Source organism: Acidovorax sp. Root219 (assembly GCF_001428665.1).
Taxonomy (GTDB): domain Bacteria; phylum Pseudomonadota; class Gammaproteobacteria; order Burkholderiales; family Burkholderiaceae_C; genus Acidovorax.
This window is the reverse complement of record NZ_LMIJ01000001.1, coordinates 95,036-119,433: the sequence shown is the minus strand read 5'-3', so window position 1 is coordinate 119,433 and position 24,398 is coordinate 95,036. Positions and strand designations below refer to the sequence as shown.

Annotated in this window: 25 protein-coding genes; 9 read left to right on the top strand and 16 right to left on the bottom strand. The window is 66.5% G+C overall.

The window, feature by feature from the left end:
• Nucleotides 1-124: 124 nt before the first annotated feature.
• Nucleotides 125-745, bottom strand: coding sequence for a TetR/AcrR family transcriptional regulator (locus ASE28_RS00540; RefSeq protein WP_057263742.1), 621 nt, complete (start codon nucleotides 743-745; stop codon nucleotides 125-127).
• Between the two features lie 91 nt (nucleotides 746-836).
• Here ASE28_RS00540 and ASE28_RS00535 point away from each other — a divergent pair, with 91 nt between their 5' ends.
• Nucleotides 837-2,921, top strand: a complete 2,085-nt coding sequence (locus ASE28_RS00535; RefSeq protein ID WP_057264319.1) for an NADPH-dependent 2,4-dienoyl-CoA reductase — start codon at nucleotides 837-839, stop codon at nucleotides 2,919-2,921.
• 9 nt (nucleotides 2,922-2,930) lie between these two features.
• Here ASE28_RS00535 and ASE28_RS00530 read toward each other — a convergent pair whose 3' ends face one another.
• Nucleotides 2,931-3,545 carry a 3'-5' exonuclease gene (locus tag ASE28_RS00530; RefSeq protein WP_057263740.1) on the bottom strand — a complete coding sequence of 205 codons (615 nt, stop codon included), beginning with the start codon at nucleotides 3,543-3,545 and terminating at the stop codon, nucleotides 2,931-2,933.
• A gap of 408 nt (nucleotides 3,546-3,953) precedes the next feature.
• On the opposite strand from ASE28_RS00530, the gene ASE28_RS00525 reads away from it, so the two are divergent.
• The gene (locus ASE28_RS00525; protein ID WP_200963892.1) at nucleotides 3,954-5,282 is read left to right on the top strand and encodes a DUF2142 domain-containing protein; all 1,329 of its coding nucleotides are present in this window, start codon (nucleotides 3,954-3,956) and stop codon (nucleotides 5,280-5,282) included.
• 33 nt (nucleotides 5,283-5,315) lie between these two features.
• Here the strand turns inward: ASE28_RS00525 and ASE28_RS00520 are convergent, their stop codons facing one another.
• Nucleotides 5,316-6,602: a sensor domain-containing diguanylate cyclase gene (locus ASE28_RS00520; RefSeq protein ID WP_057263735.1), complete on the bottom strand. Its 1,287-nt coding sequence runs from the start codon at nucleotides 6,600-6,602 to the stop codon at nucleotides 5,316-5,318.
• 224 nt (nucleotides 6,603-6,826) lie between these two features.
• Between ASE28_RS00520 and ASE28_RS00515 the strand changes: the two genes are divergently transcribed.
• On the top strand, nucleotides 6,827-7,744 hold the full coding sequence (locus ASE28_RS00515) for a LysR substrate-binding domain-containing protein (protein WP_057263733.1): 918 nt from the start codon (nucleotides 6,827-6,829) through the stop codon (nucleotides 7,742-7,744).
• Here ASE28_RS00515 and ASE28_RS00510 read toward each other — a convergent pair.
• From ASE28_RS00510 to ASE28_RS00490, 5 genes are all read right to left on the bottom strand, one after another.
• Nucleotides 7,729-8,637, bottom strand: a complete 909-nt coding sequence (locus ASE28_RS00510; protein WP_057263731.1) for an amino acid ABC transporter substrate-binding protein — start codon at nucleotides 8,635-8,637, stop codon at nucleotides 7,729-7,731. The two genes, ASE28_RS00515 and ASE28_RS00510, sit on opposite strands and share 16 nt — an antisense overlap.
• A gap of 9 nt (nucleotides 8,638-8,646) precedes the next feature.
• Entirely contained in the window at nucleotides 8,647-9,033 is a 387-nt protein-coding gene (locus ASE28_RS00505) for a VOC family protein (RefSeq protein ID WP_369818108.1), read from the bottom strand.
• Between the two features lie 221 nt (nucleotides 9,034-9,254).
• Entirely contained in the window at nucleotides 9,255-10,352 is a 1,098-nt protein-coding gene (locus ASE28_RS00500; protein ID WP_057201100.1) for a M48 family metalloprotease, read from the bottom strand.
• 31 nt (nucleotides 10,353-10,383) lie between these two features.
• On the bottom strand, nucleotides 10,384-10,977 hold the full coding sequence (locus tag ASE28_RS00495; RefSeq protein ID WP_057201099.1) for a LemA family protein: 594 nt from the start codon (nucleotides 10,975-10,977) through the stop codon (nucleotides 10,384-10,386).
• A 130-nt stretch (nucleotides 10,978-11,107) separates the two neighbouring features.
• Nucleotides 11,108-12,061 (bottom strand): LysR substrate-binding domain-containing protein, encoded by a 954-nt coding sequence (locus ASE28_RS00490; protein ID WP_057201098.1) that lies wholly within the window; start codon nucleotides 12,059-12,061, stop codon nucleotides 11,108-11,110.
• Nucleotides 12,062-12,360: 299 nt separating this feature from the next.
• Between ASE28_RS00490 and ASE28_RS00485 the strand changes: the two genes are divergently transcribed.
• A complete protein-coding gene (locus ASE28_RS00485; RefSeq protein WP_057264317.1) occupies nucleotides 12,361-13,968 on the top strand; it encodes an argininosuccinate lyase in 1,608 nt (535 codons plus the stop codon).
• A gap of 78 nt (nucleotides 13,969-14,046) precedes the next feature.
• Nucleotides 14,047-14,400 (top strand): DUF6172 family protein, encoded by a 354-nt coding sequence (locus ASE28_RS00480; protein WP_057263727.1) that lies wholly within the window; start codon nucleotides 14,047-14,049, stop codon nucleotides 14,398-14,400.
• Nucleotides 14,401-14,496: 96 nt separating this feature from the next.
• On the opposite strand, the gene ASE28_RS00475 is transcribed toward ASE28_RS00480, so the two are convergent.
• Nucleotides 14,497-15,810 (bottom strand): DEAD/DEAH box helicase, encoded by a 1,314-nt coding sequence (locus ASE28_RS00475; RefSeq protein WP_057264315.1) that lies wholly within the window; start codon nucleotides 15,808-15,810, stop codon nucleotides 14,497-14,499.
• A 199-nt stretch (nucleotides 15,811-16,009) separates the two neighbouring features.
• Between ASE28_RS00475 and ASE28_RS00470 the strand changes: the two genes are divergently transcribed.
• The 3 genes from ASE28_RS00470 to ASE28_RS00460 are packed head-to-tail and all read left to right on the top strand — an operon-like array spanning nucleotide 16,010 to nucleotide 17,131.
• The gene (locus tag ASE28_RS00470; protein WP_057263726.1) at nucleotides 16,010-16,510 is read left to right on the top strand and encodes a DUF2721 domain-containing protein; all 501 of its coding nucleotides are present in this window, start codon (nucleotides 16,010-16,012) and stop codon (nucleotides 16,508-16,510) included.
• The gene (locus tag ASE28_RS00465; protein ID WP_057263724.1) at nucleotides 16,510-16,905 is read left to right on the top strand and encodes a translation initiation factor Sui1; all 396 of its coding nucleotides are present in this window, start codon (nucleotides 16,510-16,512) and stop codon (nucleotides 16,903-16,905) included. Before ASE28_RS00470 ends, ASE28_RS00465 begins: the two co-directional genes overlap by 1 nt.
• Before the next feature lie 13 nt (nucleotides 16,906-16,918).
• Nucleotides 16,919-17,131: a DUF3820 family protein gene (locus ASE28_RS00460; protein ID WP_057263722.1), complete on the top strand. Its 213-nt coding sequence runs from the start codon at nucleotides 16,919-16,921 to the stop codon at nucleotides 17,129-17,131.
• 58 nt (nucleotides 17,132-17,189) lie between these two features.
• On the opposite strand, the gene ASE28_RS00455 is transcribed toward ASE28_RS00460, so the two are convergent.
• From ASE28_RS00455 to ASE28_RS00430, 6 genes are all read right to left on the bottom strand, one after another.
• A complete protein-coding gene (locus ASE28_RS00455; RefSeq protein ID WP_200963891.1) occupies nucleotides 17,190-17,912 on the bottom strand; it encodes a hypothetical protein in 723 nt (240 codons plus the stop codon).
• 107 nt (nucleotides 17,913-18,019) lie between these two features.
• Entirely contained in the window at nucleotides 18,020-19,252 is a 1,233-nt protein-coding gene (locus ASE28_RS00450; RefSeq protein WP_057263718.1) for a HAMP domain-containing sensor histidine kinase, read from the bottom strand.
• An 88-nt stretch (nucleotides 19,253-19,340) separates the two neighbouring features.
• Nucleotides 19,341-20,006 (bottom strand): response regulator transcription factor, encoded by a 666-nt coding sequence (locus tag ASE28_RS00445; protein ID WP_057263716.1) that lies wholly within the window; start codon nucleotides 20,004-20,006, stop codon nucleotides 19,341-19,343.
• 15 nt (nucleotides 20,007-20,021) lie between these two features.
• The gene (locus tag ASE28_RS00440) at nucleotides 20,022-20,567 is read right to left on the bottom strand and encodes a cytochrome b/b6 domain-containing protein (protein ID WP_057263714.1); all 546 of its coding nucleotides are present in this window, start codon (nucleotides 20,565-20,567) and stop codon (nucleotides 20,022-20,024) included.
• Between the two features lie 53 nt (nucleotides 20,568-20,620).
• Nucleotides 20,621-20,878: a PepSY domain-containing protein gene (locus ASE28_RS00435; protein WP_057263712.1), complete on the bottom strand. Its 258-nt coding sequence runs from the start codon at nucleotides 20,876-20,878 to the stop codon at nucleotides 20,621-20,623.
• Nucleotides 20,879-21,376: 498 nt separating this feature from the next.
• A complete protein-coding gene (locus ASE28_RS00430; protein WP_057263711.1) occupies nucleotides 21,377-22,219 on the bottom strand; it encodes a phytanoyl-CoA dioxygenase family protein in 843 nt (280 codons plus the stop codon).
• Between the two features lie 100 nt (nucleotides 22,220-22,319).
• Between ASE28_RS00430 and ASE28_RS00425 the strand changes: the two genes are divergently transcribed.
• Entirely contained in the window at nucleotides 22,320-23,105 is a 786-nt protein-coding gene (locus ASE28_RS00425) for a helix-turn-helix domain-containing protein (RefSeq protein WP_057264313.1), read from the top strand.
• A 10-nt stretch (nucleotides 23,106-23,115) separates the two neighbouring features.
• Here the strand turns inward: ASE28_RS00425 and ASE28_RS00420 are convergent, their stop codons facing one another.
• Nucleotides 23,116-24,087 (bottom strand): DMT family transporter, encoded by a 972-nt coding sequence (locus ASE28_RS00420; protein ID WP_057263708.1) that lies wholly within the window; start codon nucleotides 24,085-24,087, stop codon nucleotides 23,116-23,118.
• Nucleotides 24,088-24,398 lie beyond the last annotated feature (311 nt).

Sequence of the window (24,398 nt, the reverse complement as noted above, 5' to 3'; positions counted from 1 at the left end):
TCTTTTGGCGACGCAAAAGAAGGTGGGTGCGCCGCCGGGCGCACACCCCGGCCTCCGCCCTCGGCAAAAGCATGCAGCAACCACAGAAACAGAACAGCACTGGGGCCCGCACCCATCACGCCCGTCACGCCCGCACCGCCCTCCAAGCCGCAGCCGCCAACTCACTGCGGTACACCTGCGGCGAAGGCAGACCCCCCTGGCCAGCCCGCTCCGACAACCACGCCCGGCAATAGCTCTGCACCGGCCCCATCACCAGCGATGGCATCAACTCGCACGGCAGGTCGCGCAATGCGCCTCCCCGACGGTGCGGCTCGAACCATGCCAACAGCGCCTGGTTGCGCCCGCGCGCGGCCTCGGCCAGTTCGGCGCTGCGCGGGCCGTTGGCCACCGGGCCGCGTGCCTGGAACAGAAAGCGCGCCTGCACGGGCTGCGCCACCACCCAGTCGAGGTAGCCAGTGACCAGGGCCTGCACGCCCGCCTCCACGCCCACAGCGGCGTCGAGCTGGGCCTGCACGCTGCGCGACTGCTCCGCGAAGATGTCGAAGAACAGCGCCGCAACGACGCCCTCCCTGCTGCCGAAATGGTGGTAGATGCTGCCCACGCTGGCGCCGCAGCGCGCGCGCACGCCGTCGATGGAGACGGCATCGACCCCCGCCTGAGCGGCGCAGGCGAGCGCGGCGTTCAGGATCTCCTGGCGGCGGTCGGTGGGCTCGGCGGTGGGGGCGGGGTTGGTACGGCTTGCCATGGAAGTGCATTCTAGAATAAAGTTCTAGAAAATAGTTCTAGATGTTGTGTCCGGCGTTCTGGACGCCATCCCACCCTTTCTGCGCCCCACCATGAAATCCATCGCCAGCGAGCTGCCGCCCGGCCACGCCCTGTACCCCCACCTGCTCGCCCCGCTGGACCTGGGGTTCACGCAGATCAAGAACCGCGTGCTCATGGGCTCCATGCACACGGGGCTTGAAGACGCGCGCGACCTTTCGCGCATGGCGGCCTATTTCCGCGAGCGGGCCGAGGGCGGGGTGGGGTTGATCGTGACGGGGGGCTTTGCGCCCAACATCGCGGGCTGGACCAAGCCGTTCGCGGGCACGCTGTCCACGGCAGGCGCTGCGCGCCGCCACCGGGTGGTGACCGAGGCCGTGCACGGCGCCGGTGGCAAGATCGCGCTGCAGATCCTGCACACGGGCCGCTATGCCTACCACCCGCTGGCGGTGGCGCCTTCGCGGCTGCAGTCGCCGATATCGCCGTTCACGCCGTTTGCGCTGTCGGCCAGCGGGGTGGAGCGGCAAATCCGCGCCTTCGTCAACTGCGCACAGCGCTCCCGCGAGGCCGGGTACGATGGGGTGGAGGTGATGGGCTCCGAGGGCTACCTGATCAACCAGTTCCTCTCGGCCACCACCAACCGGCGCACCGACGCCTGGGGCGGCGACTACAGCCAGCGCATGCGCCTGCCGGTGGAAATTTTGGCGCGCATGCGCGAGGCCGTGGGGCCGGACTTCATCATCATCTACCGCCTGTCCATGATCGACCTGGTGCTCGGCGGCAGCGCCTGGGACGAGATCGTCACCCTTGGCAAGGCCGTGGCCACGGGCGGCGCCAGCCTGGTCAACACCGGCATCGGCTGGCACGAGGCGCGCATACCGACCATTGCCACCAGCGTGCCGCGCGCGGCCTTCGCCTGGGTCACGCAGAAGATGAAGGCCGAGTTCGCAGCAGCCGGCATTGCCACGCCGCTCATCACCTCCAACCGCATCAACACGCCCGAGGTGGCCGAACAGGTGTTGGCCGATGGCTGCGCCGACATGGTCTCCATGGCGCGGCCGCTGCTGGCCGACCCGGCCTTCGTGAACAAGGCCATCGCCGGCCGGGCCGACCGCATCAACACCTGCATCGCCTGCAACCAGGCCTGCCTGGACCATGTGTTCAAGAACAAGACCAGCAGCTGCCTGGTGAACCCGCGAGCCTGCCAGGAGACTCTCTTGGTCTATCGCCCCCTGGCGCCCGGCAACAAGGCCAAGCGCATCGCCGTGGTCGGCGCCGGGCCGGCGGGCCTGACGGCAGCCACGGTTGCGGCCGAGCGCGGGCACGAGGTGCACCTGTTCGACGCGGCCGACGCCATCGGCGGCCAGCTCAACATGGCCAAGCAGGTGCCGGGCAAGGAAGAGTTCCACGAAATGCTGCGCTACCTGGCCACGCGGGTGCGGGACACCGGCGTGGTGCTGCACCTTTCCACCCGCGTGCAGGCCGCAGACCTTGCAGGCTACGACGAGGTGGTGGTGGCCACGGGCGTGAGCCCGCGCGACCCGAAGATCCCCGGGCAGGAGCATCCCAAGGTATTGAGCTACATCGACGTGCTGCGCCACGGCAAGCCCGTGGGCGAGCGCGTGGCCGTCATCGGCGCGGGCGGCATCGGCTTCGACGTGGCCGAGTTCCTGGTGCACCAGGGCCACTCGACCACGCTGGACCTGCCCGCCTGGCAGGCAGAGTGGGGCATCACCGACCCGGCCGAGGCACGCGGCGGCCTGGCCCCCAAGGGCCCGCAGGCCACGCCACCGGCTCGCCAGGTCACGCTGCTGCAGCGCAAGAAGGGCAAGCTTGGCGAGGGCCTGGGCAAGACCACAGGCTGGATCCACCGCACCACGCTGAAGATGAAGCAGGTGCAGATGGTGGGCGGCGTGAACTACGAGCGCATTGCCGACGAGGGCCTGCTTGTCTCGTACGGCGAGCAGCGCGAGGACCCGACCTGGATCCCCTGCGACACCGTGGTGCTGTGCGCGGGCCAACTGCCGCTGCGCACGCTGGCCGATGAACTGCTGGCCCTGGGCAGGAAGCCCCATGTGGTGGGCGGTGCGCTGGAGGCCGGCGAACTCGATGCCAAGCGGGCTATCGACCAGGCCGCACGGCTGGCAGCAGTGCTCTGAGCGATTGCCTCACGTGCCGGCTGGCAGCCCCAGCGCGTGGTACACGCGCGCCGCCGCATAGGCATCGTTGGCGGCATACACCAGCTGCGATTCGGTGAGGTGGGCGTTGGCCCAGTTGGAGGTGGCGGCCTTCTTGGACTTCATGAAACGCTGGTTGAACAGCACCGCCACCGCGCCCTTCACGCCCATGTCCTTGCGGTAGCCCTGCTGGCGAAACACATGGTTGAGCTCCAGCACGCCCTCGGGCACCACACCGAGCTTGGCCTCGATGCGCTTCTTGTCGTCGCCCAGGCCAAAGCCCGCCTTGGTGGTGCCGGGCCGGGCCAGCAGCTGTGCCACCAGGGCGCGGCAGCCGTGGTCGTGCAACTGAAAGACCCAGGCCTTGTCGAGGGTGGACAGCTGCACCACATGCGGCCCGTCGGACGCCTCGCCCTGCACGAAGGTGGGCTTGGACTCGGTGTCGAAGCCCCAGACGGTGCTCGCGGCCAGTTCGGCGCAGGCCTGCTCGGCCTGGGCGGCGGTGGTCACCAGGGCGATGCGGTCGGGCCCCAGGCGCTCGAAGGGGGGCAGCAGTGCGATCTCTTCCTTGCCGGGCGTGGCGCGTTGGGTGTGTGGGGGGCTCATGGGGTGGCTATTGTGGGGGATTGGGAGGCAACTGATTCAAAATGCAAGCGATGTTGCGATGGTGGACATGGCCTGCCATGATCCAGCAGTACCCAGGAGCGAGTGGAGTTCAGTCTTTCGCGTCCCTGCACCCTTCAGAAACCTCCCTCTTTGGTGACGTAGGTCACGCCTGACACGCAATTGCGCGTTTGTGGCCGTCGCAGTCAAAACCCCGGTGGATAAGATCGTCTTGCCAGCTGGGATGGTCGCTGTCTATTGTTTCCTTGAAGACTGTCTGCATTGTTTTTGCGCCCTGACCTTTCTGGCTGGCCTCGTTTGACATCCCTCTGGCGGGGGCGGGGCCTTGCTGGTCTGCGGCAGATGCGAATGGCCTGGTTGGCACTGGGTTTTGCGATTGCCTGCGGCATGATGCAATTGATTCCAGCCTTCCAGTCGCCCGATGAGATCGTGCACCTGCTGCGCGCCGACATGGTGGCCCATGGCCAGCCCTTGCTCAAGGGCCTGGAGCCCGACGTGCGCGGCAAGACCGGTGGTTGGGTGGACATCCATTTCTTCCTGTTCTCGCAGTGGATGCAGAAGATCGTGGGGCCGCACCGCGACAGGAGCCTGTCGCCCGCGTGGCTTACCAGCGAGGCCAAGCGGTTCGACTGGATGGACGATGAGGTCTTCGTCGATGCGTCGGCCACCGGGTACTACGCCCCCTTCATCTACCTGCCGCATGCGCTGGGCCTCAAGCTCTCGCGCGCGCTCGACCTGTCCCTGGGCCACAGTTACCAGCTGACCCGCATGCTGGTCACGCTGCTGGTGTTGGGCTTGGTCTTCTGGGCCTGGCAGACGGGGCCGCCCTCCGTGCTGTTGCAGGCCCTGCTGCTGATGCCCATGTCGCTGTTCCAGATCATCTCGCCCACCATCGATGGGCTGTGCTTTGCGCTGGCACTGCTGGTGCTGTCGCTGTTTCTGCTGCAGTGGCAGGAGGGCAAGGCCACGCGCTGGCAGGCATTCGCTTTTTATGCCTCCATCTTCCTGCTGGTCACCTCGCGCACCAACCTCATTCCCATGGTGTTGCTGCCGCTGGTGCTGCTGCTCAGGCACTGGTCGTTGCAGCGCCTCGCGGCCACGGCCACACTGTTCCTGGCCAGTGCCGGGTGGACTCTTTACGGCTTGGTCCACACCCAGGACCACCGCGTGGTGCGCGCGCTCTCCACGGGGCAGATCATCGGCACATACCTGCGCGACCCGCTTGATTTCCTGCGCCTGGTGGGGCGAACCATCGCCGACCCGTTCCAGGGCCACCTGATCGCTTCATCCTTCGTGGGCAACCTGGGCTGGGCCGATGCGCCGATTGCGGACCTGGCCCTGGCCGCCATAGGCTGCGGCCTGCTGCTGGCGGCCGGCCTGACCGTCGCGGCGACTAGCTACCAGAAGGCCGATCTTGGCATCCGCGCCACGCTGCTGGTTGCGGCGGTGGGCAGCGCGCTGCTGGCCTTCTTTGCGCTCGCCGTGACCTGGAACGACTACCCCGTGCGCGTCATCGAAGGCTTGCAGGGGCGCTACTTCATCATCCCCTCCATGCTGCTGGCGGCGGCCCTGGGGCCCGTGCGGCTAGCACCGGCGCACACGCCCAGGCCAGCCAGCCACCGGGTGTTTGTTCTGCTGTATGCCATGTTCTGCCTGGGTGCCATGGCCACGACGCTGCAAGGGCGCTACGGCATGGGCCTGGCAGTGTTCGATTTCTGATCGGCATCCGACTCGCGGAGTGTGCCGGCCAGGTCAGTAGCCCTGGCCGTCCAGGTCGGCGTCGGCTAGCGCAATCCGGTCGCGCCCTTCGCGCTTGGCCTGGTACAGCGCCTGGTCGGCCCGGTCCAGCAGGTCGCGCAGGCTGCGGTCGCTGCCCCTGAGGGTGCCCAGGCCCATGCTGGCGGTGATGCGGTAGCGGTGGCTGCCACCCGCATCCATGCCCGCCAGCTCCAGCGTGCGCACGCAATTGAGCAGCCGCATGGCCACTTCATGGCCCTGGGGCAGCGTGGTGCCCTGCAGCAGCACGCCGAATTCCTCCCCGCCCAGGCGGCCTACCGCATCGCCAGGGCGCAGCCCGTCCATGACGGCGCGTGCAAAGGCCACCAGGGCGCGGTCGCCTTCGAGGTGGCCGAAGCGGTCGTTGATGGATTTGAAATGGTCCACGTCCAGCATCAGCAGCGTGAGCGGCGTGCCATGCTCGCGTGCGGCGTGGAAAGCCGCCTCGGCGGTTTCCAGAAAGGCGCGGCGGTTGGCCATGCCGGTGAGCATGTCGGTGGTGGCCAGTCGGTGCAGCTCGCGCTCCAGGTTCTTGCGCTGCGTCACGTCGCGGTAGATGCCCTCCACCCCGGCGAACTGGCCCAGGTGGTCGTACAGCGCGTGGCTGCTGATGGAGATGTCGATCACCGCGCCATCGCGCCGCACCATCTGCCCCGGAAAGTCGGCCACCTCGCCTTTTTCCTGGATGGCCACCTTGAAGGCATCGCGGTCCTTGCTCTGCGGGTAATACGACTCGGCGGTGCGGCCCTCGATCTCGTGCGGCTCGTAGCCCAGCACCCGGCGCACCCCAGGCCCCACATGCTGCACCACGCCCTGCGCGTCGGTGCGGTAGTACACGTCCTGCATGTTGTCGAACAGACGGCGGAAATTGTGCTCGCTCTCGCGCAGCTGCTCCTGGATTTCGCTCTGGTGCGTCATGTCCATGCCGCACATCAACACGGCCGGCGCGCCCTGCCATTCAATCGCCACGCTGGCCACCAGCACCATGCGCAGCTGGCCCTTGTCGGTGCGCACGCGGAACTCGGAGGACTTGTTGGGCCGCCCCGCATGGTCGGGCTCCTTCACGCGCTGGATGCGCTGGCTGGAGCGCGCCTTGTCCATGGGGTGCACGAAATGCCCCAGGATACGGCCCAGCAGGGCCTGCTCGCTGTCAGCCTCCAGCAGGGCCACACCGGCCGCATTGGCCCGCAGGATGGCGCCGGCTGGCGTCACCACCAGTGCTGCTGCGGGCAGCAGTTGCAACAGTTCCTGATCGTGGTGCATGCGTTTGTAACAATACGTAGTGCACCATTGTGGCACCGCGCGCGCAAAACGCCACCAAGTGTTTTACACAGGGGGACGGTTGGGAGATGTTGCCCTGAGGCGTGTCCACCATCGGTGTGGTCCGCAGGGGCATTGCCTTGGCGATCGCCCGCGCAAGCTCCTGGCATGGACGGCCGCGATATATGCTGCAGGACATGTATCGATTTTCGGAATGATGCCCCGCCGTGCTCAGCGAACTCAAGACCTTCATCGCCGTCTGCCGCCATGGCACGTTTGCCGCTGCGGGCGAACGCATCGGCCTCACGCAGTCCGCCGTCAGCAGCCAGATCAAGCGGCTGGAGGAGTCGCTGGGCTTTGCGCTGTTCGACCGCACGGGGCGCTCGGCCACGCTCAACGCGGCAGGCCAGGCCACGCTGGCGCGCGCTGAAGAGATCCAGGCGCTATACGCCCGGCTGGCCGACCTGCCCAGCGAGGCCTCAACGGCAGGCCTGCTGCGCATCGGTTCCATCGCCTCGGCGCAGCCGACCCTGGTGGCGCGGGCGCTGGCCATTCTGCGCCAAGCCCATCCGCAGCTGCGCGTGCACGTCACGCCGGGCGTGTCCATGGGCCTCATGGACGAGCTCGACGCGGGCAAGATCGATGCGGCCGTCATCATCCGCCCGCCCTTCGGCATGCTGCCCGAGCTGACTTGGCAGCCGCTGGCGCACGAGGCCTTCGTGCTGCTGGTGCCGGCCGGCCTGAAGGGCCGCGACTGGCGTGCGCTGGTGCAGGAGCACCCGTTTCTGCGCTACGAGCGCACGTCGTTCGGCGGGCGCATGGTGGAGCGCTTTGTGCGCCGTGAAGGCCTGGCCGTGCGCGATGCGGTGGAGGCGGACGAGATACCCGCGCTCATCCACCTGGTGGCGCTGGGCGTGGGAGTGGCGCTGGTGCCGCTGGTGCAGGCGCACCTGCCGCTGCCGCCCGGCGTGCGCGTGCTGACCCTGGGCGAGAACACCTTTTACCGCGAGATCGGTCTGCTGCAGCGCAGGCCGCGCGCCAGCCCGCCCGCCGTGGCGCTCTTCGCGCAATGCCTGAGGCGGGCCGCCGAGGTGGCGGCGCCTGCGCCTGCTGTGGCTTCTTCTTCGCGTCAGCGCGGTCCGTAGTCTTCCACGGGCTTGTCGCTGGGGTTGGCCCAGGCTGCCTTGGTCTGGGCATTGGCGGGCAGCCCCACCCTGATGCCCTGGGGCGGTATCGGCTGCATGAACCACTTGTCGTAAAGGCGCGCGACCTCGCCGCTTTTGGCGAGCGCTGCCACGCTCTGGTCCACCACTGCCTTGAAGGCGGGGTCCTTGGGGATCATGATGGCCAGGGGCTCCACGCTCAGCACCGGCTCCAGGATTTTGTACTGCGCGGGCTCCCGGCTGCGCGAGATCAGGGTGGCCAGAATCTGGCCGTCCGCCACGAAGGCGTCGGCACGCCCCGTCTCCAGCAGCAGAAAGCCCTCGCTGTTGTCCTTGCCCAGCACCTCCGTCATCTGGCCGGAGGCCTCGCGCCCCATCTTGCGCACGGCCTGCACGGCGGTACTGCCGGCCGTGGCCGCCACGGTCTTGCCGCTCAACTGGGCAACGCCTGCCACCGGGGACGATGCCTTCACGGCGATGCGCACGCCTTCGACGAACAGCGTGGGGGCAAACGCCACCTCCTGCTGGCGCGCGGCATTGTTGGTGGTGGTGCCGCACTCCAGGTGCACGGTGCCATTGCGCACCAGCGATATCCTGTTCTGCGGGGTCACCAACTGGTACACCACCTCCAGCTTGTCCAGCCGGGCTGCGGCCTTGATGTCGGGCACGATGCGATTGCAGACCTCCACATGGAAGCCCGTGTACTGGCCTGGCCCGAGGGTGAACGACATGGCGCCCGAGGCATCGCGCACGCCCATGACAAGTTTGCCGCTGTCCCTGATTGCCTTGAGGGTATCGACCTGAGCCCAGGCGCTGCCCAGGGTGAGCGGCAGTGCGGCGGCGCACGCCAGCGCGTGAATGCGTGGGAGTTGCATGGCAGCCCCTTACTTGGCGAACAGCGAGCCGAGGTCCGCGAACGACTTCATCTCCACCGCGTTGCCCGAGGGGTCGAGGAAGAACATGGTGGCCTGCTCGCCCGGCTCGCCCTTGAACCGGATATAGGGCTCGATGACGAAGGCCGTGCCACGCGCGGTGAGCCTGTCTGCCATGGCCCGCCACAGGTCCATGGGCACCACGGCGCCAAAGTGGCGCACCGGCACGGCGTGGCCATCCACCGCACTGTGGCTGCCATGCCCGCATTCGTCGGGCGCCAGGTGGGCCACGATCTGGTGGCCGAAGAAGTTGAAGTCCACCCAGGCGTCGGCGCTGCGCCCCTCGGGGCAGCCCAGCAGCTCGCCATAGAAGGCGCGGGCCTCGGCAATGTCGCGCACCGGGAACGCGAGGTGAAAGGGGATGGGGGAGGTGAGGTGCGATGTGGTGGAGAGGATCGAGGAGGTCATGGGGGATGTCTGCTTGCGGGTTGATGACCATCAAACTTTAGGCAAACTCTTCCTCCATGAAAAACGATAGTTCTGCGTGCTGAGCATCGAAATAATCGATGAGTGCAGGCGGACCACCATGTCGAGACGCGGCGCGCGCCCTACCAGTCACTTCAGGTGAACCGTGCGAACGGGTCGACCAGGGATGCAATGGTGGGCGTGCCCGGCACCACGCTGGCCGCGCTGCCGCGCCGCGCAGACTCGGGCTCCACAGTCACGGGGGAGGCGGCCAGGGGCTGCATGGGCCGCCCGTACACGCGCCGCACGCGGTCTTCGAGAGTGGGGTGGGTGTCGAGCCGGCGCTCCAGCCGGCCGCCGCCCTCCACGTCCACCAGCAGCATGTGCTGCACCGAGGGCAGGGCCAGGCCCGTGTGGCGGTGGTCCTGGGCATAGCCCGCCGGTGTGTCGCGGCGCTGGCCCATCACCTTGCGCAGCACGCCGCCCAGGCCGTCCTTGCTGCGCGTCCACTGCACGGCGCGGGCGTCGGCCAGGTACTCGCGCTGGCGCGAGACGGCGGCCTTGAGCATGCGCCCCGTGAGCCAGCCGGCAAAGCCCGCCAGCATGATGGCCGAGCCGAACCACCAGGCCAGGCCGCGCCGCTCGCGCAGCGTGTCGCCAAAGTTGTAGACCAGCTCCAGCCCGTAGACCATTCCGGCCAGCTGCATCTTCAGGCGTGTGTCGCCCTCGTGCAGGTGGCTCAGCTCATGGGCGACCAGGCCCTGCATCTCCTCGCGGTTGAGGTAGTCGAGCGCGCCCTGCGTCACGGCCACCACCGCATCCTTGTCGTCCCAGCCGGCGGCAAAGGCGTTGATGGCATCGACGCGCGGCACCACCATCACCTGCGGGCGGCGCATGTTGGCGGCAATGCACAGCTCGTCGACGATGTTGGCCAGGCGCTGCTCGGCATGCGAGATCGAGGGCCGCAGCTCGCGCGCACCGGCGCGCGTGGCCAGCTTCACGCCGCCTGCGCGCAGGTTCGACGTTTCCACCCACCAGCCGCCCAGCACCAGCATGAGCGACACGCCCACGTTGACGGCCAGAAAGCCGGCAGGGTAGGGCAGGTTGCCCGGCAGCACGGCCGCCATCAGCAGCCAGGCCACCACGAGCGCCCCGTGCACGGCAGCCACCAGCAGCGCCACGGCAATGGCAAAGCCCAGCAGCAGGCGGCGCGTTTCGCTGCGCGCGTTTTCTTGATGGTTCCAGAATTTCATCGAGTCAGTCCCTCGCGGTTACGCGGACTGCTCAGAATTGCACTTTGGGTGCGGTGCGTTCTTCTGCGCTTTGCGTGGATTCGAGCATCGGCGAGCTGACGAAGCCCAAGAGCCGCGCCACGATCAGGTCAGGAAACTGCTGGGCCTTGTCGTTGAACTCCAGCACCTGGTCGTTGTAGGCCTGGCGCGCAAAGCCCAGGCGGTTCTCGGTGCTGGTGAGCTCCTCGCTCAGCGATTTCATGGAGGCATCGGCCTTGAGGTCGGGGTACGCCTCGGCCAGCGCCATCAGCCGGCCCAGGCTGCCGCCGAGCACGCCCTCGGCCGTGGCCAGGGCGCCCAGCGCGCTGGCGCTGGCCGGCGCTGCACGGGCTGCGGTAGCGGCGGTCTGCGCATTGCCGCGCGCCTTGATCACCGCTTCGAGCGTGGACGCCTCATGCGCCATGTAGCCGCGCGCCACCTCGATCAGGTTGGGGATCAGGTCGTAGCGCCGCTTGAGCTGCACGTCGATCTGGGCGAAGGCATTGGCAATGCGGTTGCGCAGCTGCACCAGGCGGTTGTAGACCACCACGGCCCATACCAGCAACACCACCACCACGCCGGAGAAAATCCATCCTGCTGTCGACATAGTCCACCTCCTCTGTTGTAAATTTTGATTGAGGTCAATAGTACAGAACGGGTTTTCCGGGGAGGGGGAAAGCTGAAACTTGGTGGGGATTTGGATCGCAGGGCCGCTGTGGCCGCTGGTCAGAGGCGGGTCATCGGGCCGCAATGTCGTGCCAGGCCAGCAGGCTCTCGGCCAGCCGGGCCACGGCTGACGGGGCATCGGCGGCCGCTGCTGCACGGCGCAGCATGCCCAGTGGCGGCATGGCCATGTGCGGCACGGCCAGGTGGGTCAGCAGACGTGCTTCGAGCAGCGGACGGGCAAAGTGGTGGGGGCTGAGCGCCAGCAGGTCGCCGCTGTCCAGCATGGCCTGCGTGAGCAGGGCCGAGCGGCTGGAGACCTGGCAGGTGCGCGGCGCACCGCCCAGGCGCACGCACAGCGCGTTGAACTCCGCCGGCGCAATGCCGGTGAGCGGCGGCACCAGCCAGGTGTGCGCGCGCAGGTCGTCGTCGGACACATGGGCCTGCCCTGCCAGCGGGTGGCCGTTGCGGCACAGCACCACGTAGTGGTCGGCCCGCACGGGGGTGAACAGGTGGCCTTCGGGCAAGGGCTGGGGCTCGCGGCACAGCACGATGTCGACCCGGTTGGCCTCGATCATCTGCAGCAACTGGTCGGCCGGCACTTCATGCACCTCCACCGCCACGTCCGGGTGGGTGCGGCTGAACACCGGCAGTGCCTGCGTCAGCCACCCCGCCACGGCTGCGTGGATGGCGCCGATGCGCACCAGACCGGTGGCGCCATGCTGCATGGAGGCTGCCGTTTCCGCGCAGGCGTGCAGCAGCTTGAGCGCATTGCGCACCAGGGGCAGCAGGGCCAGCCCGGCGGGCGAGGGCCGCATGCCCCGCGCGTGCCGCTCGAACAGCGGGGTGCCCAGCAGGGCCTCGAACTCGGCCAGCGCGTGCGTGGCCGCAGGCTGGCTCAGGCCTATGGCCGAGGCGGCCTTCTGCAGGCTTTGCAACTCGGCAATGTGCACGGCCAGTTGCAGGTGCTTCAGGCGCGCACGGCCCAGCAGCCGTGCAAACAACAGGTCTGGGGTGGTGGGTGTCATGGCGGCGTTGTATTCATTGTTTGAATATCTTAGAGCGCCTTTGAATTTGACGGAGAGGGCTGTGTGGCCAGAATGGTGGCTGAGCCGCTCCAGCAATCCATTCAATTCTTGGATGCTGGAGGCAAGAGCCTCACAGAACAAGAATCTGACGGAGACACGACACCCGCCCAACGCACCTGTACGCACCTGTACGCACTTGTATGCGCGCCTGCCGGCCCGCATACCTACGCCCAATCCCCCGAACCAGCGCCTGGAGACAACGGGGACGCCGCATGCCATTTTTCCTCTTTGAGACGCCCATGAACCTCCATAAAACCAAAATCGCCTTGTGCGTTGCCGCCTTGCTGGCCGCCACTGCGGCTGCGCACGCTGCGGACACGCTCGACACCGCCTGCCGCACCACCGAAGAATGCCGCGCCCAGGTCGCCAAGATCCAGGGCACCTTCAGCGGCGACGCCACCAGCGCCCAGGCCAAGGCGCAGGATGTCTTCTACTGGTTTGGCCGCATCAACATGGCATCGACCGTGATGAACGTGGAAGAAGGCATCATCCCCGCCCCGCTGGCGGGCCCCATCGCACGGGGCGTGGCCCATTCCATCGACCAGGCCACGCAGCCCGGTGGCCGCCGGCCCACCGACGTGCTGCAGGTCGAAAAGATCATCACCGACGCCGCAGGCCCCGACGCCACGCTGATCCATTCGGGCCGCAGCCGCCAGGACATCCACTCCACCCTGAACGCTGCCCAGCTGCGCACCGAGGTGCTGGACTTTGCCACCGCCCTGAGCAGCGCCCGCGCCCGCCTGCTGGAGCTGGCCGCCCAGAACGTGGACACGCTGGTGCCCGCCTACACCAACGGCGTGCAGGCCATGCCCGTGAGCTACGCGCACTACCTGCTGGCGTTTGCCGACTCGTTCGAGCGCGACGCCACGCGCATCCGCGAGGCCTATGCCCGCATCAACCGCAGCGCGCTGGGCACTGCTGTGCTGGCCAACTCCAGCTGGCCGCTCAAGCGCGAGCGGCTGGCCGACCTGCTCGGGTTCGACGGGCTCATCGTCAACTCGCTGGACGCCGGGCAGGTCAGCACCTACGACATTCCCATCGAGGCCGTCGGCATCGCCAGCTCCACCGCCATCCGCGTGGGTGCCTTCATGCAGGACGTGCACGTGCAGTACCACCAGACGCGCCCCTGGCTGCTGCTGTCGGCCGGCAAGACCTACACCAGCAGTGCCATGCCGCAAAAGGCCAACCCCGGCATCATCCAGAACACGCGCCTGAAGGCCTCGGACGTGGTTGCCTCGGCCCAGGCCGTCACGCTTCGTGCCCACAATGTCACGCCCGGCATGATCGACTACAAGAACGCCTGGAGCGCGCAGGGCGGCGCCCGGACCTTTGTGCTGGGCGTGGAGATGGTCCAGCAGTTCAAGGAGGTGCTCGATGCGCTGCAGGTGGACCCCGTGCGCTCGCTCGAGGAACTGGAGTCGGAATGGACCACCTCCATGGAGCTGGCCGAAACCCTGCAGCGCACCAGCCGCGTGCCGTTTCGCGTGGGGCACCACTTTGCCTCCGAGGTGGTGGTGTACGCGCGCAGCAAGAACCTGCGCCCCAGCGAGTTTCCCTACCAGGAGGCCGTGCGCATCTATGCCGAGGCCGGCAAGAAGTACAGCCTGACCGATCTGCGCCTGCCGCTGGACGAGGCCAGCTTCCGCAAGACGCTCTCGCCCGAGAACATGGTCAAAACCCGCGTCGGCGTGGGCGGACCCCAGCCAGCCGAGGTGCGCCGCATGCTCGCCAGCGCCCGCGAGTCCCTGGCCAAAGACGACGCCTGGCTGGCCGGCCGCCGCACGAAGCTGACCGAGGCGGATGCCAGGCTCAACCGCGCCTTCCTGGAGATTGCGCGCAGGCCCTGAGCCTGTTTTCCGGGGCTTGCAAGCCCCGGTTCATGACCCCTTGGTACGGCCCTGGGCCCGCAAGCGGTACCATCGCCCATGAGAAAAACTTTCCAACTACATGTCGAAGGCAAGAATCCGGACCGGGTTCTGGAGGCCGTCAAGCACGATATCCGCAAGTACATCAAGCGCGAACGCCGCCGTGACATCCCCGAAGGCGCGGACTTCTGGGACTTCGATTGCCAGTTCGGCGCCACCAAGGAAGCCGCCACGGTGGTGCACCTGTCGGCCCTCACCGGCCTGATCAACGGCGTGGTGGCCGAGGGCGGCAAGCAGTTCTACGTCGAGATCCTGGCCAAGCCCGGCAAGCGCACGGCGCGGCCTGCAGGTGCGCGTGACGAGGATGCTGCCAACGACAGCATGGGTGCCGAAGACAACGACAGCGAAGACTGACAACCTGGCGGATGCGGGCTTGTGCCCGACCCACCGACCCACCGGCTTGCCTTTCACGGGGCACGCCGGTTTTTTGTTGACCGGCCGGGTCTGCCCTTACTCCGGCTTGGGGGGCTTCTTGCCCACAGGGCGTGCGGCTTCGGCAGCCACCTCGGCCTCGGCTTCTGCCGCTGCGGCGCGCAGCTTGTCCTTCTTGCTCGGGCGGCGGCCCTTGATGCCGCCGGTGCCGGGCTCCCCAGGGGCTGCCGGGGCAGGGGGCGGGGCCACCTCGGTGGGCTCGAAGCCGGCAATCACCTCCAGCGGCAGCGCCAGCCCCTGGCGCTTTTCTATCAGGCGGAAGTGCGCCGTGGCGTCGGGCGTGACGAAGGTCACGGCCACGCCGCTCTCGCCCGCGCGGCCGGTGCGGCCGATGCGGTGCACGTAGTCGTCGGCCGAGCGCGGCAGGTCGTAGTTCACCACCGCAGGCAATTGGGCAATGTCGATGCCGCGCGCAGCCAGGTCGGTGGTCACCACCACCTGCCAGCGCTCGTCCTTGAACTCCTGCAGCACCTGCTTGCGCGCGCCCTGGCTCAGGCCGCCGTGGAAGGGGCTGGCGAAGATGCCGGCCTTGTACAGCTTTTCGGCCACATGCTCGGCCGCGTACTGCGTGGCCACAAAGACCAGCACGCGCGTCCACCCGTGCTCCTTGAGCAGGTGGCGCAGCAGCTGCGTGCGGCGCTTGTCGTCCACCGCTATGGCGCGCTGCGCAATGTCGGGGGTGTGGTCTGGCGTGGGCGCAATCTCCACCCGCAGCGGCTGGTGCAGCAGGCCATCGGCCAGCGCCTGCACCGGGGCGGCGAAGGTGGCCGAGAAGAACAGGTTCTGCCGCTTGGCCGGCAGCAGGGCCAGCACGCGCTGCAGCTCCTCGGCAAAGCCCAGGTCCAGCAGGCGGTCGGCCTCGTCCAGCACCAGATGGGCCACCTTGCCCAGTTGGATGGCGTTGTGCTCCACCAGGTCGAGCAGCCGGCCCGGCGTGGCCACGACGATGTCGGCCCCGCCGCGCAGGCCCATCATCTGCGGGTTGATGGACACGCCGCCGAACACCACCGCCACCTTGGGCGGCTGCTGCAAATGGCCTGCCAGGTCGCGCAGCACCTCGCCCACCTGGGCCGCCAGCTCGCGCGTGGGTACCAGCACCAGGGCGGTGGCGTGGCGTGACGCTTGGCCGGTGGTGCCCAGCTGCACCGCCTGCAGCAGCGGCAGCCCGAACGCCGCCGTCTTGCCCGAGCCGGTCTGCGCAATGCCCAGCAGGTCCTGCCCGTTCAGGATGGCGGGGATCGCCTCGGTCTGGATGGGCGTGGGCACCGTGAAGCCCACGGCCTGGGCGGCATGGGCGAGGGCGGGGGAGAGACCGAGGGCAGCAAAGGGCATGGGCAAGGCGGCCTGTGCACGGGGCACGGCCACGAAATAGAAAGACAAATGGGGTGGGCGCAGCCCGCGCGCGGGCTGTCTGAATCCCCCGATTGTCCTGCATTGGGGTGCTGGCACGGGTCAATGGCTGGTTTGCCGTGCCGCCAGCCCGCACTGTGCGCCGATAATCGGGCGGCCCGCATACACGCTACTCCCGCTTATGGCCATCCCCACCGATCCCTCCGTCATCACCCACGGCATCCAGCTCGCGGTGGCGCCCGTGTTTTTGCTCACCGCCGTCTCCGGCATGATCGGCGCCGTGGCCGGCCGGCTGGCACGCATCATCGACCGCGCCCGCGTGGTGGAAGACCGCGCCCGCGCCAACAACGACCCCGAGTACACCGCCCGCGCCTACGCCGAGCTTGGTGACCTGCGCCTGCGCGGCCGCCTGGCCAACGGCTGCATTGCGCTGCTGACCTTCTGCGCCTTTCTCATCGGCATCACCATCATCCTGCTGTTTCTGGGCGAAACCTTCGACTACCAGGCCAACCGCCTGGCCATCGGCGGCTTCCTGGCCGGCGTGGCCTCGTTCCTGCTGGCGCTGGTGTGCTTTCTGGCAGAAACGGTGATGGCCACGCGCCTGCTCAACTTCCACATGCTGCAAAAGGAAATTGGCGCTAACCCCGCCGATACCCCCCTCATCGTGCGGGAGCCGAAGTAATGGCCCCCGCCCCCAAGAAGTCGCTGGCCGACCTGGGCAGCCTGGGCGGCCTGGTCTATTCCACCGACACCGGCCGCATGTGCCCCGACTGCCGCCAGCCCATCGCCCAGTGCGTGTGCAAGGAGCTGGCCAAGGCGGCCGCAGTGCCTGCCGGCGACGGCATTGTGCGCGTATCGCGCGAGACCAAGGGCCGTGGCGGCAAGGCCGTCACCCTGGTCAAGGGCGTGCCGGTGGATGCCGCCGCGCTCGACCAGTTGGGCAAGCAGCTCAAGGCCGCCTGCGGCAGCGGCGGCACGGTGAAGGACGGCGTGATCGAAATCCAGGGCGACCACGTGGACCGCGTGATGGCCGCGCTGCAAAAGCTCGGCCACAAGGTCAAGCGCGCGGGCGGCTGAAGGAGCGCACGCGATGGATGCCGAAAAGCTGCAGCGCCTGGTCACCACCGAGATGCCCTATGGCAAGCACAAGGGCACGCTGCTCGCCGACCTGCCTGCCAACTACCTCGGCTGGTTTGCGCGCGAGGGATTCCCGAAAGGGGAGCTGGGGCAGTTGCTGGCGCTGATGTATGAGATCGACCACAACGGGTTGTCGGATCTGCTGAGGCCTCTGAGGGGGCGGTGAGATATGGTGCGTCGGCGCGGTCCGTACCAGGGTGGATAGACCTCGCGCCTCGCTGCCTTCAGAATTCCCAGGCGACCCCCAACTGGCTGAAGGTTCGGCCATCGCCGTGTCCGAAGGCGGCCGAGGCCTTCACTCCTGCGGTGATCTCGTAACGCACACCGATGGCTTTGTCGGGGTGGGAATTGTGCGCGCCATGCACCTCCATCGTAAGCTGTGCCTTCTGCGTCAGCGGAATCTCGTAGCCGGCAGCCCAGGTCGCTGCAGTGCTGTGGGAGCCTTGAGCCTTGATCCGCCTCCCGCCCGCATTGAGGTGCAGCACATGCAAGTTCACCATCCTGTAGCTGGCCAGTCCGGTGACCGCGAACTCGCTCTCGGTAGAGTGCTCTGGCGTCACATCTTCCCGAAGGCGAGTCCCGCCAATGTCCAGTCGCGCCCCGAGGGACCAGCCCATTTCATTCTGAACGGGAACCCACTTCACCCCAAGAGCACGTCCATGGAATCTGGTGGATGGGCTGGTGTGGGAATCCCTGGATCGGCTTAGAGCCACTTCCATCTCCAGGTCCTTGGCAACGCCTGCGCCGAAGATCAGTTCCACCCCGGTGGTCTTGTCGTCCCTGGATATCACGCTCTCCAGTTTCATTGCGCCCTTGGAGAGGGTTCCCGCATCGTCCGTTGTCATGGGGGCTTCCGCATTCGCGGCAAACGCCGCTGCAATGCCGGAAATGGCGATGCACATACTGGCGATGTGAGATGGCTTTGGGGGAGAGTCAGGAAGTCTCATGAAGGATCTCTTCTTATAGGGGTGAAGTAGTGTGCTGGGCTGCCTGTCTGCCGCGCAGAGTCAGCACACGGAAGCCGCAACTGGCGGACCATTTCTGCAGGTCGGTTTCAAGGCCCAGCTTGCGTGGCTGGCCAGCGAAGCTCAATGCAGAAGCCAGCAGCGCACTCCGGCAACATGGCTCTGCCACCATGGGCGCGAGCGACCAGATCCGCCAGCACCAGGCCCAGGCCTCCCATGGCGCTGCCTTCGCCGTAGGCCTGATGTTGCAGCGAATCCTGCAGACTGGCTCTGTGCTCCGGCGTACAACCATCGCCATCGTCCTGCACCGTCAAAATGAAGTCATTGCCTTGCGTGGAAGCGGAAATCGCCACCTGGCTGGCATGGAAGCGGTGGGCGTTGTCCAGCAGATTCAACAGAGCAGCAGCCAGCAGGTCCGGGTCTGCAGCCACCACCGTGTCCGGGCGGACAGATATCGCCAGATCGTGAAAAGCCAGTGCTTTGATCAGTTGATTCAGGTCGATCGTCTGGCGCTGCGGCTCGATGCCGCTGCGGAACATCATCAGCAATGCCTGCATGACGCGTCCGAGCCGCTTTGTGGCATCCCGGGCACTCACAAGACGCGGACGAACATTGTCTGGCGCCTCTTTGATGGCCATGGCCAGTTGCACATCGATACCTGCCACGGGCGTGCGCAAGGCATGTGCCGCGTGCGCGGTGAATGCGCGTTCGCTGATGATCCTCTGGGCCAGGCGCTGTCCCAGTTCACTGATCGATTGTTCTATTGGCATAAGCTCTTGCCTCGGTTCAGAGCGGGGCGTGGTCTCGGGCCTGAGGGGGTCGTAGCGCTGCACATCCCGGCTCAGTGTGCCGAGCGGACGCAGCTCCTGGCTGATTCGCCAGTTCATCAGCAGTGCAGACAGCAGGCTCATGGACAGGGCCGCCATCAGCGTGTAGAGCACCACCTCGCCGCGCACTTCGTCCCGTTCCTTTTTGCTTTGTGCCACCACCAGAAAATGTGTTGAGGCGTTTCTGAAGTCCGAGGTGTAGGCGCGCCATTGTCTATCTGCCGTCCAAGTAACCCTGTCCTGGGGCGCACGCTGCAAAGCCTGCGCGGGCGCTTTGTGGGAGCGGCTGCGGACTTCGCCTGTTGTGGCGTCCACGACCTGCCAGACCAGATGTTCCTCGTAGGCGAAGTGATTCTTGGCACTCTGATTGCCATAAATATGGTCCGGTTGATTTACCAGTGCGTGGTGGAATATTTCTGTCGCTTCCCGCAGTTCCTGGTCCATGAATTCGCCCATTTCATGGCCAATCACGAGCCACACGACGACCGAGGTCATGAGTCCGAACGCCACGGACGTCCAGAGCAGGGACTGGACCAGTCGTGCCCGAATGGATGGCGGCCTTGAAGTGCGAGTGTCCATCGCGTCAGCTGGTTTGGACCGGGTTGGGAATCATGTAGCCCATTCCGCGTACCGTTTGGATCATCTCCTTGCCCAGCTTGCTTCGCAGCTTGAAGATGTGCACCTGCAGTGCATTGCTGGCCAGCTCACTGTCCAGACCCAGTACCAGGGATTCCAGTTCGGTGGCGGACACGGTGCGCCCGGTGCGAAGAATCAGCGCTTCCAAGACCGCCCATTCCCGGGCGGTCAGCTCCACCCGTTGGCCGTCGAGCCATGCATCCTTGTTCGAAAGACTGATTTCGACCCGGCCAAATATCTTGCGCGGAGTGCCTCCGGTGATCCTGCGGGACAGTGCACGCAGCCGGGCGCTCAGCTCTTCGGGGGCAAACGGTTTGACGAGAAAATCGTCCGCGCCACTGTCCAGCCCATGGATGCGGTCACTCAGCAAGTCCCGTGCTGTCAGAACCAGGGCAGGTGTTCTGGCACCTCTGGTTCGGAGGCCGCGCAGCCATTCCAGTGCAGATCCATCGGGCAGGTTCCAATCCAGTAGCCAGGCGTCATAGGGCTCGCTGATCAGGCCCTTGGCTTGCGCGAGGGTCGTGCACCAGTCGACCAGGTAGCCGTCGTGTTGCAGAAAATCCCGCAAACCTGCGCCCAGGGTTCGATCATCTTCAAGAAGCAGCAAACGCATACCGGTCGTATTCCATCAAAAGTGCTGCTTGACGCCTGTGACCATGGCCCGCACAAGGTGGACCCGCTCGATGCGTCCCATCGCAATGGCCGCTGCGCCGTGCAGGCCTGCTGAAATCAGCAATCCATTGGCAAGCCATTCATGGAGTTCCATCAGCCATTCCTTGCCGAAGAACGCATCAGTGGTCTGCATCCATCCTGTCGCTCCCAGGGCCAGCACCAGCGCCATCAGTGCCAGCATCATCAGGGCTCCGAAGGGATTGTGCCCCTGGTAGGCCAGATGCTCCCCGCGTTTCAGGGCGCTCACATGCCGCGAGAGCCTGCTGGGCGTGGGGAAAAAGTCGCTGAACCGGGCATGCTTGGTACCGACGAAGCCCCAGATCAGGCGGGCCACAACCAGCGAGCTGGCGGTGTAGCCCACCCACTCATGGGCCGTCTTGCCATCTTCCAGGATGAACAGGTTCAAAATGACGCAAGTCACCAGGCTCCAGTGGAACAGGCGAACAAACGGATCCCAGACCTTGATGGCAGTGGATGCATGGGGTGCGGATGCAGCGGTCATGGTCAGCTCATTTCTTTGAGGGGATCGACTGTCAGGACGCGGTAGCCCGTCGTTTACTTTCGCTCCATCTCAGCGCCCGTTGCGGGATCAAAATAGATCTCGACCTTCTTGCCGGCTTTGTCCATGCCGTAGATCTCGTAGCACTTGCCCTTGCTGACCTTGAAGGTCCTGATCTGGTAGCCCTGCTTCTCCAGACCGGCCTTGAAGTCCGCTTCCTTCATCCATTTGTTTTCGGGAGCATTGCAGGTGGGGCCAGCGAAAGCGGATACGCAGCTGAGGGCCAGAACGAGAGCGGTGATATGCAGTTTCATGGGTTGCCTTCGGGGTTTCATGGGGGTTGATGTGTGGACCGACTGCCCACGAACTGCATTGGAAGCCGCCCACATTAAGTGGGGATGAAGTTCAGGTCCGCTGGTCGCTTTGCCCACAAAGGCCGGACGAGGCTGTGGCGCCGGGCAGTTCGCTGGCGGGTTTTTTCGAGCCGGTGCGCAGGGGCTTCTATCCACTGTTGGATGTGGAAATTCCGAGGCCCGTCAGTTCCTCACAGCTGCCCTGCGCAGTTTTGATGAGCATGCATTTGCGGGACCGTACACTGGATGACCGGCATCGCCGTCGATCAGTCCGGGAGGTACCGTGCTTTGATGCCGCTGCTGTGGCAGCTTCCGCATCGATCTGGGATTTTTCACTCGTCCTGACGGGGGCTTCGGCCCGAGCAAGGGCCTGGCGTTCACCGCTGTCGTCGGCTACGGGGGCATCGTGTCCCGCGTCTGCTGTTCACCGGCGGGGCGTATGTCCGCGTAGCAATGCGTTCATGAGGTCAACGGCCACAGCACCGGAAACAGCGCATGCTCCATCGGCGCCCCCTGCGGCAACTGCTCCACCAGCCCCGGAAAATCCGGCGAGGTCTTCCAGCGCCGTGGCGCATGCGTGATGTCGTCGCCAATCATGCGCACCGAGAACACGCGGCGCCGGCGCCCGGGTTCCAGGCCGGCCGAGGCGTGCAGCGTGAGCATATTGAAGGCAATCGCGTCGCCGGGCTCCACGGCCCAGCCGCGGATGTCGTAGGCCGCGCGGTCGGCCTCGATGTCCGGCAGGTCGGCCAGAGCGCCCTCGGGGAACCATTTGGCTTCGTTGGTCATGAAGGTGCGCGGCATGAGCCAGGGGCCGCGGTGGGAGCCCGCCACCAGCTCCAGCGTGGAGGCGCGGGAGACAGGGTCGACGGGGATCCAGAAGCTCACGTTCTGGCTGCCCTCGATGTTGTAGTAGGGCTGGTCCTGGTGCCAGGGCGTGCGCTGGCGGGTGCCCGACTCCTTGGTGAGCATGTGGTCGTGGTAAAGCCTTATCTGTTCGCTGCCCGTGAGCTTGGCCGCGATTTCCGCCAGGGCGGATTGCGAGATCACATCCCAGTAGGCAGGTATCTCCTGCCAGTTGCAGAAGTCCTCGATGAAGAAGCCCGGGTCGTCAGGGCGGCTGGCCACCTTGGCGCGCGGGCTGGGTGCGGCCAGGTTGGCGTCGATGCCCTCGCGCAGCCGCTCGACCTCGGCGGGGCGCAGCACCCCGCGCAGGCAGACCACGCCGTCGCGGGCAAACTTCTCGGCCATGGCGCTGGCGGGTGACTGTGCGTTGAATTCGCCGGGGTGGTTGGTGGGCATGGTGTTCGTTTCCTGGGCTGGTGCGGGCAGAATCAGTCTAAATTGGCCCGATTCAATCAAATACGCCTGTTCGGACAAGCGATCAGTGAAGCCAGACAAGATGAACCTCCCCAAGGCCGCTCGCAAGCCCCCGTCCCATGCTGCGCCGCCCATGCAGTTCAAGGTGGTGCACCTGCAGCCCGGTGGTGCCGACCCGGCCGATAGCCATGCGGCAGGGCAGTTCGTGCATGCGCTGTCGGGCGTGATCGAGGTGGGCATGGGCGGGCAGGTGTTCCTCGCGCCGCCGCAGTACGGCGTGTGGATACCGCCGCACCTGGAGCATGTGTCGAGCAACCGCCATGAGGCCAGCTACGCCACCGTCTATGTGGACGAGGCTCTGTGCGCCGCATTGCCGCACCAGCCCTGCACCATGGTCATCAGCCCGCTGATTCAAGCCGTGCTGGACACCTTGCACAGCCGCGGCATCGACGTGCCGCGCAGCGCCCCCGACCAGCGCCTGTTCGAGGTGCTGCTGGACGAGTTGCGCGTGGCGCCCAGCCACGACAGCTACCTGCCCACCTCGCAAGACCCCTTGCTGGGCCGCGTGCTCGACGCGCTGCAGGCCAGCCCCTGGGACGGCCGCTCGCTGGCCGAATGGGCGGCCACGGTGCACACCACCGAGCGCACCCTGGCGCGGCGCTGCGAACGCGACCTGCACATGCCCTTTGGCGAATGGCGCCAGCGCCTGAAGGTGGTGCGCGGCATCGCGCTGCTGGAGGCCGGCCGTGCGGTCAAGGACGTGGCGCTGGAGCTGGGCTATAGCGCGCCCTCGGCCTTCATCGCCATGTTCCACAAGCAGTTGGGCATGACGCCGCAGGCCTATCTTCGGCAGAAGAAGGCAGGTTGATGGAGCGCGGTCAGGTCTTCGCCGTGCTGTCGCTGGCGGCGCGCTTTGACTTCGGCGCGATGAACCCGGTGGACAGCCCCACACCGCAGACGATGACGGCCGCGCAGACCAACATCCACTGCGTGATGCTTTCATCGAGAAAGACCACCCCGTAGAAGGTGGCGAACACTGGCAGCAGGAAGGTGACCGTGAGCGCGCGCGCGGGGCCCGCGCGCTCGATCAAACGGAAGAACAGGAAGTACGCCACCCCCGTGCACAGCACACCCAGCGCCAGGATGGCCAGCCAGGCGCGCAGCGTGGGCATGTGCTGGGGCCAGTAGGCAATGGCAGGCACGGCCAGCAGCAGCGATGCGCCGATCTGGCTGCCCGTGGCCGTGGCCAGGGGCGGCACGCCGGTCAGGTAGCGGCGCGTCGCGCTGGCGGCGATGCCGTAGCACAGGCAGGCCAGCAGACAGGCCCCGATGGCCCAGAGTGCTGCGTTGTTGCCCGCGCCATCGCCATGGCGCAGCCCGGCATTGCCGCTGGCCAGCATGACCACGCCCGTGAAGCCGATGGCCAGACCCACCAGCCGCCAATTGTCCGGCCGCTCGCGGAACCAGACCCACGCCACAAGGGCCCCGAACATCGGGGCCGTGGCATTGAGCACCGCCGCCAGGCTGCTGTTGATGGTGAGCAGCGCAAAGCTGAACAGCGCAAACGGCAGGCCCGAGTTGAAGACGCCGATGCCCATGGTGGCGCGCCAGTGCTGCACCAGCGCCGCCCCTTGGCCGCGCAGCATCATCAGGGGAAATAGGAACAGGGCGCCGATGCTGACCCGGGCCGCAGCGGTGGGCAGCGCCCCGAACTCGGCGGCGCCCATGCGCATGAACAGGAAGGATGCACCCCACAGCGCCGCCAGCAGCACGAGGTCGATCACCCAGGCCTTGGTGTTGTTGCTGTTGTTGTTTGCCTGTTGCGGGGCCGGGGTCGTTGTTGTGGTCATGGGGGTCGCTTGTTGCGCAGGCTTTGTCTGGAGGGCCTGCGTGCGATTGGGCGCCAGATCGGCGGTGTCATTGATGCTGTTTTTTCACCAATGGCGGATGGTTTGTTCATCAATCAACAAAGGCGTGAAGTGTGAAATAGATCACATGCATTCTTTGGGGCCGGGGCTATGATTTATTCGTCGGCCCGCTGTGGTCGGCTCCTCCCCCTTGTGCAAGCAAGTTGCCCGCCTTCGTGCGGGCTTTTTTTTGTTCCTGTGGATGCGTTGGGTGTTTTACGGCTTTTCGGTGCTGGTTGCTGTGTGCATTTGTG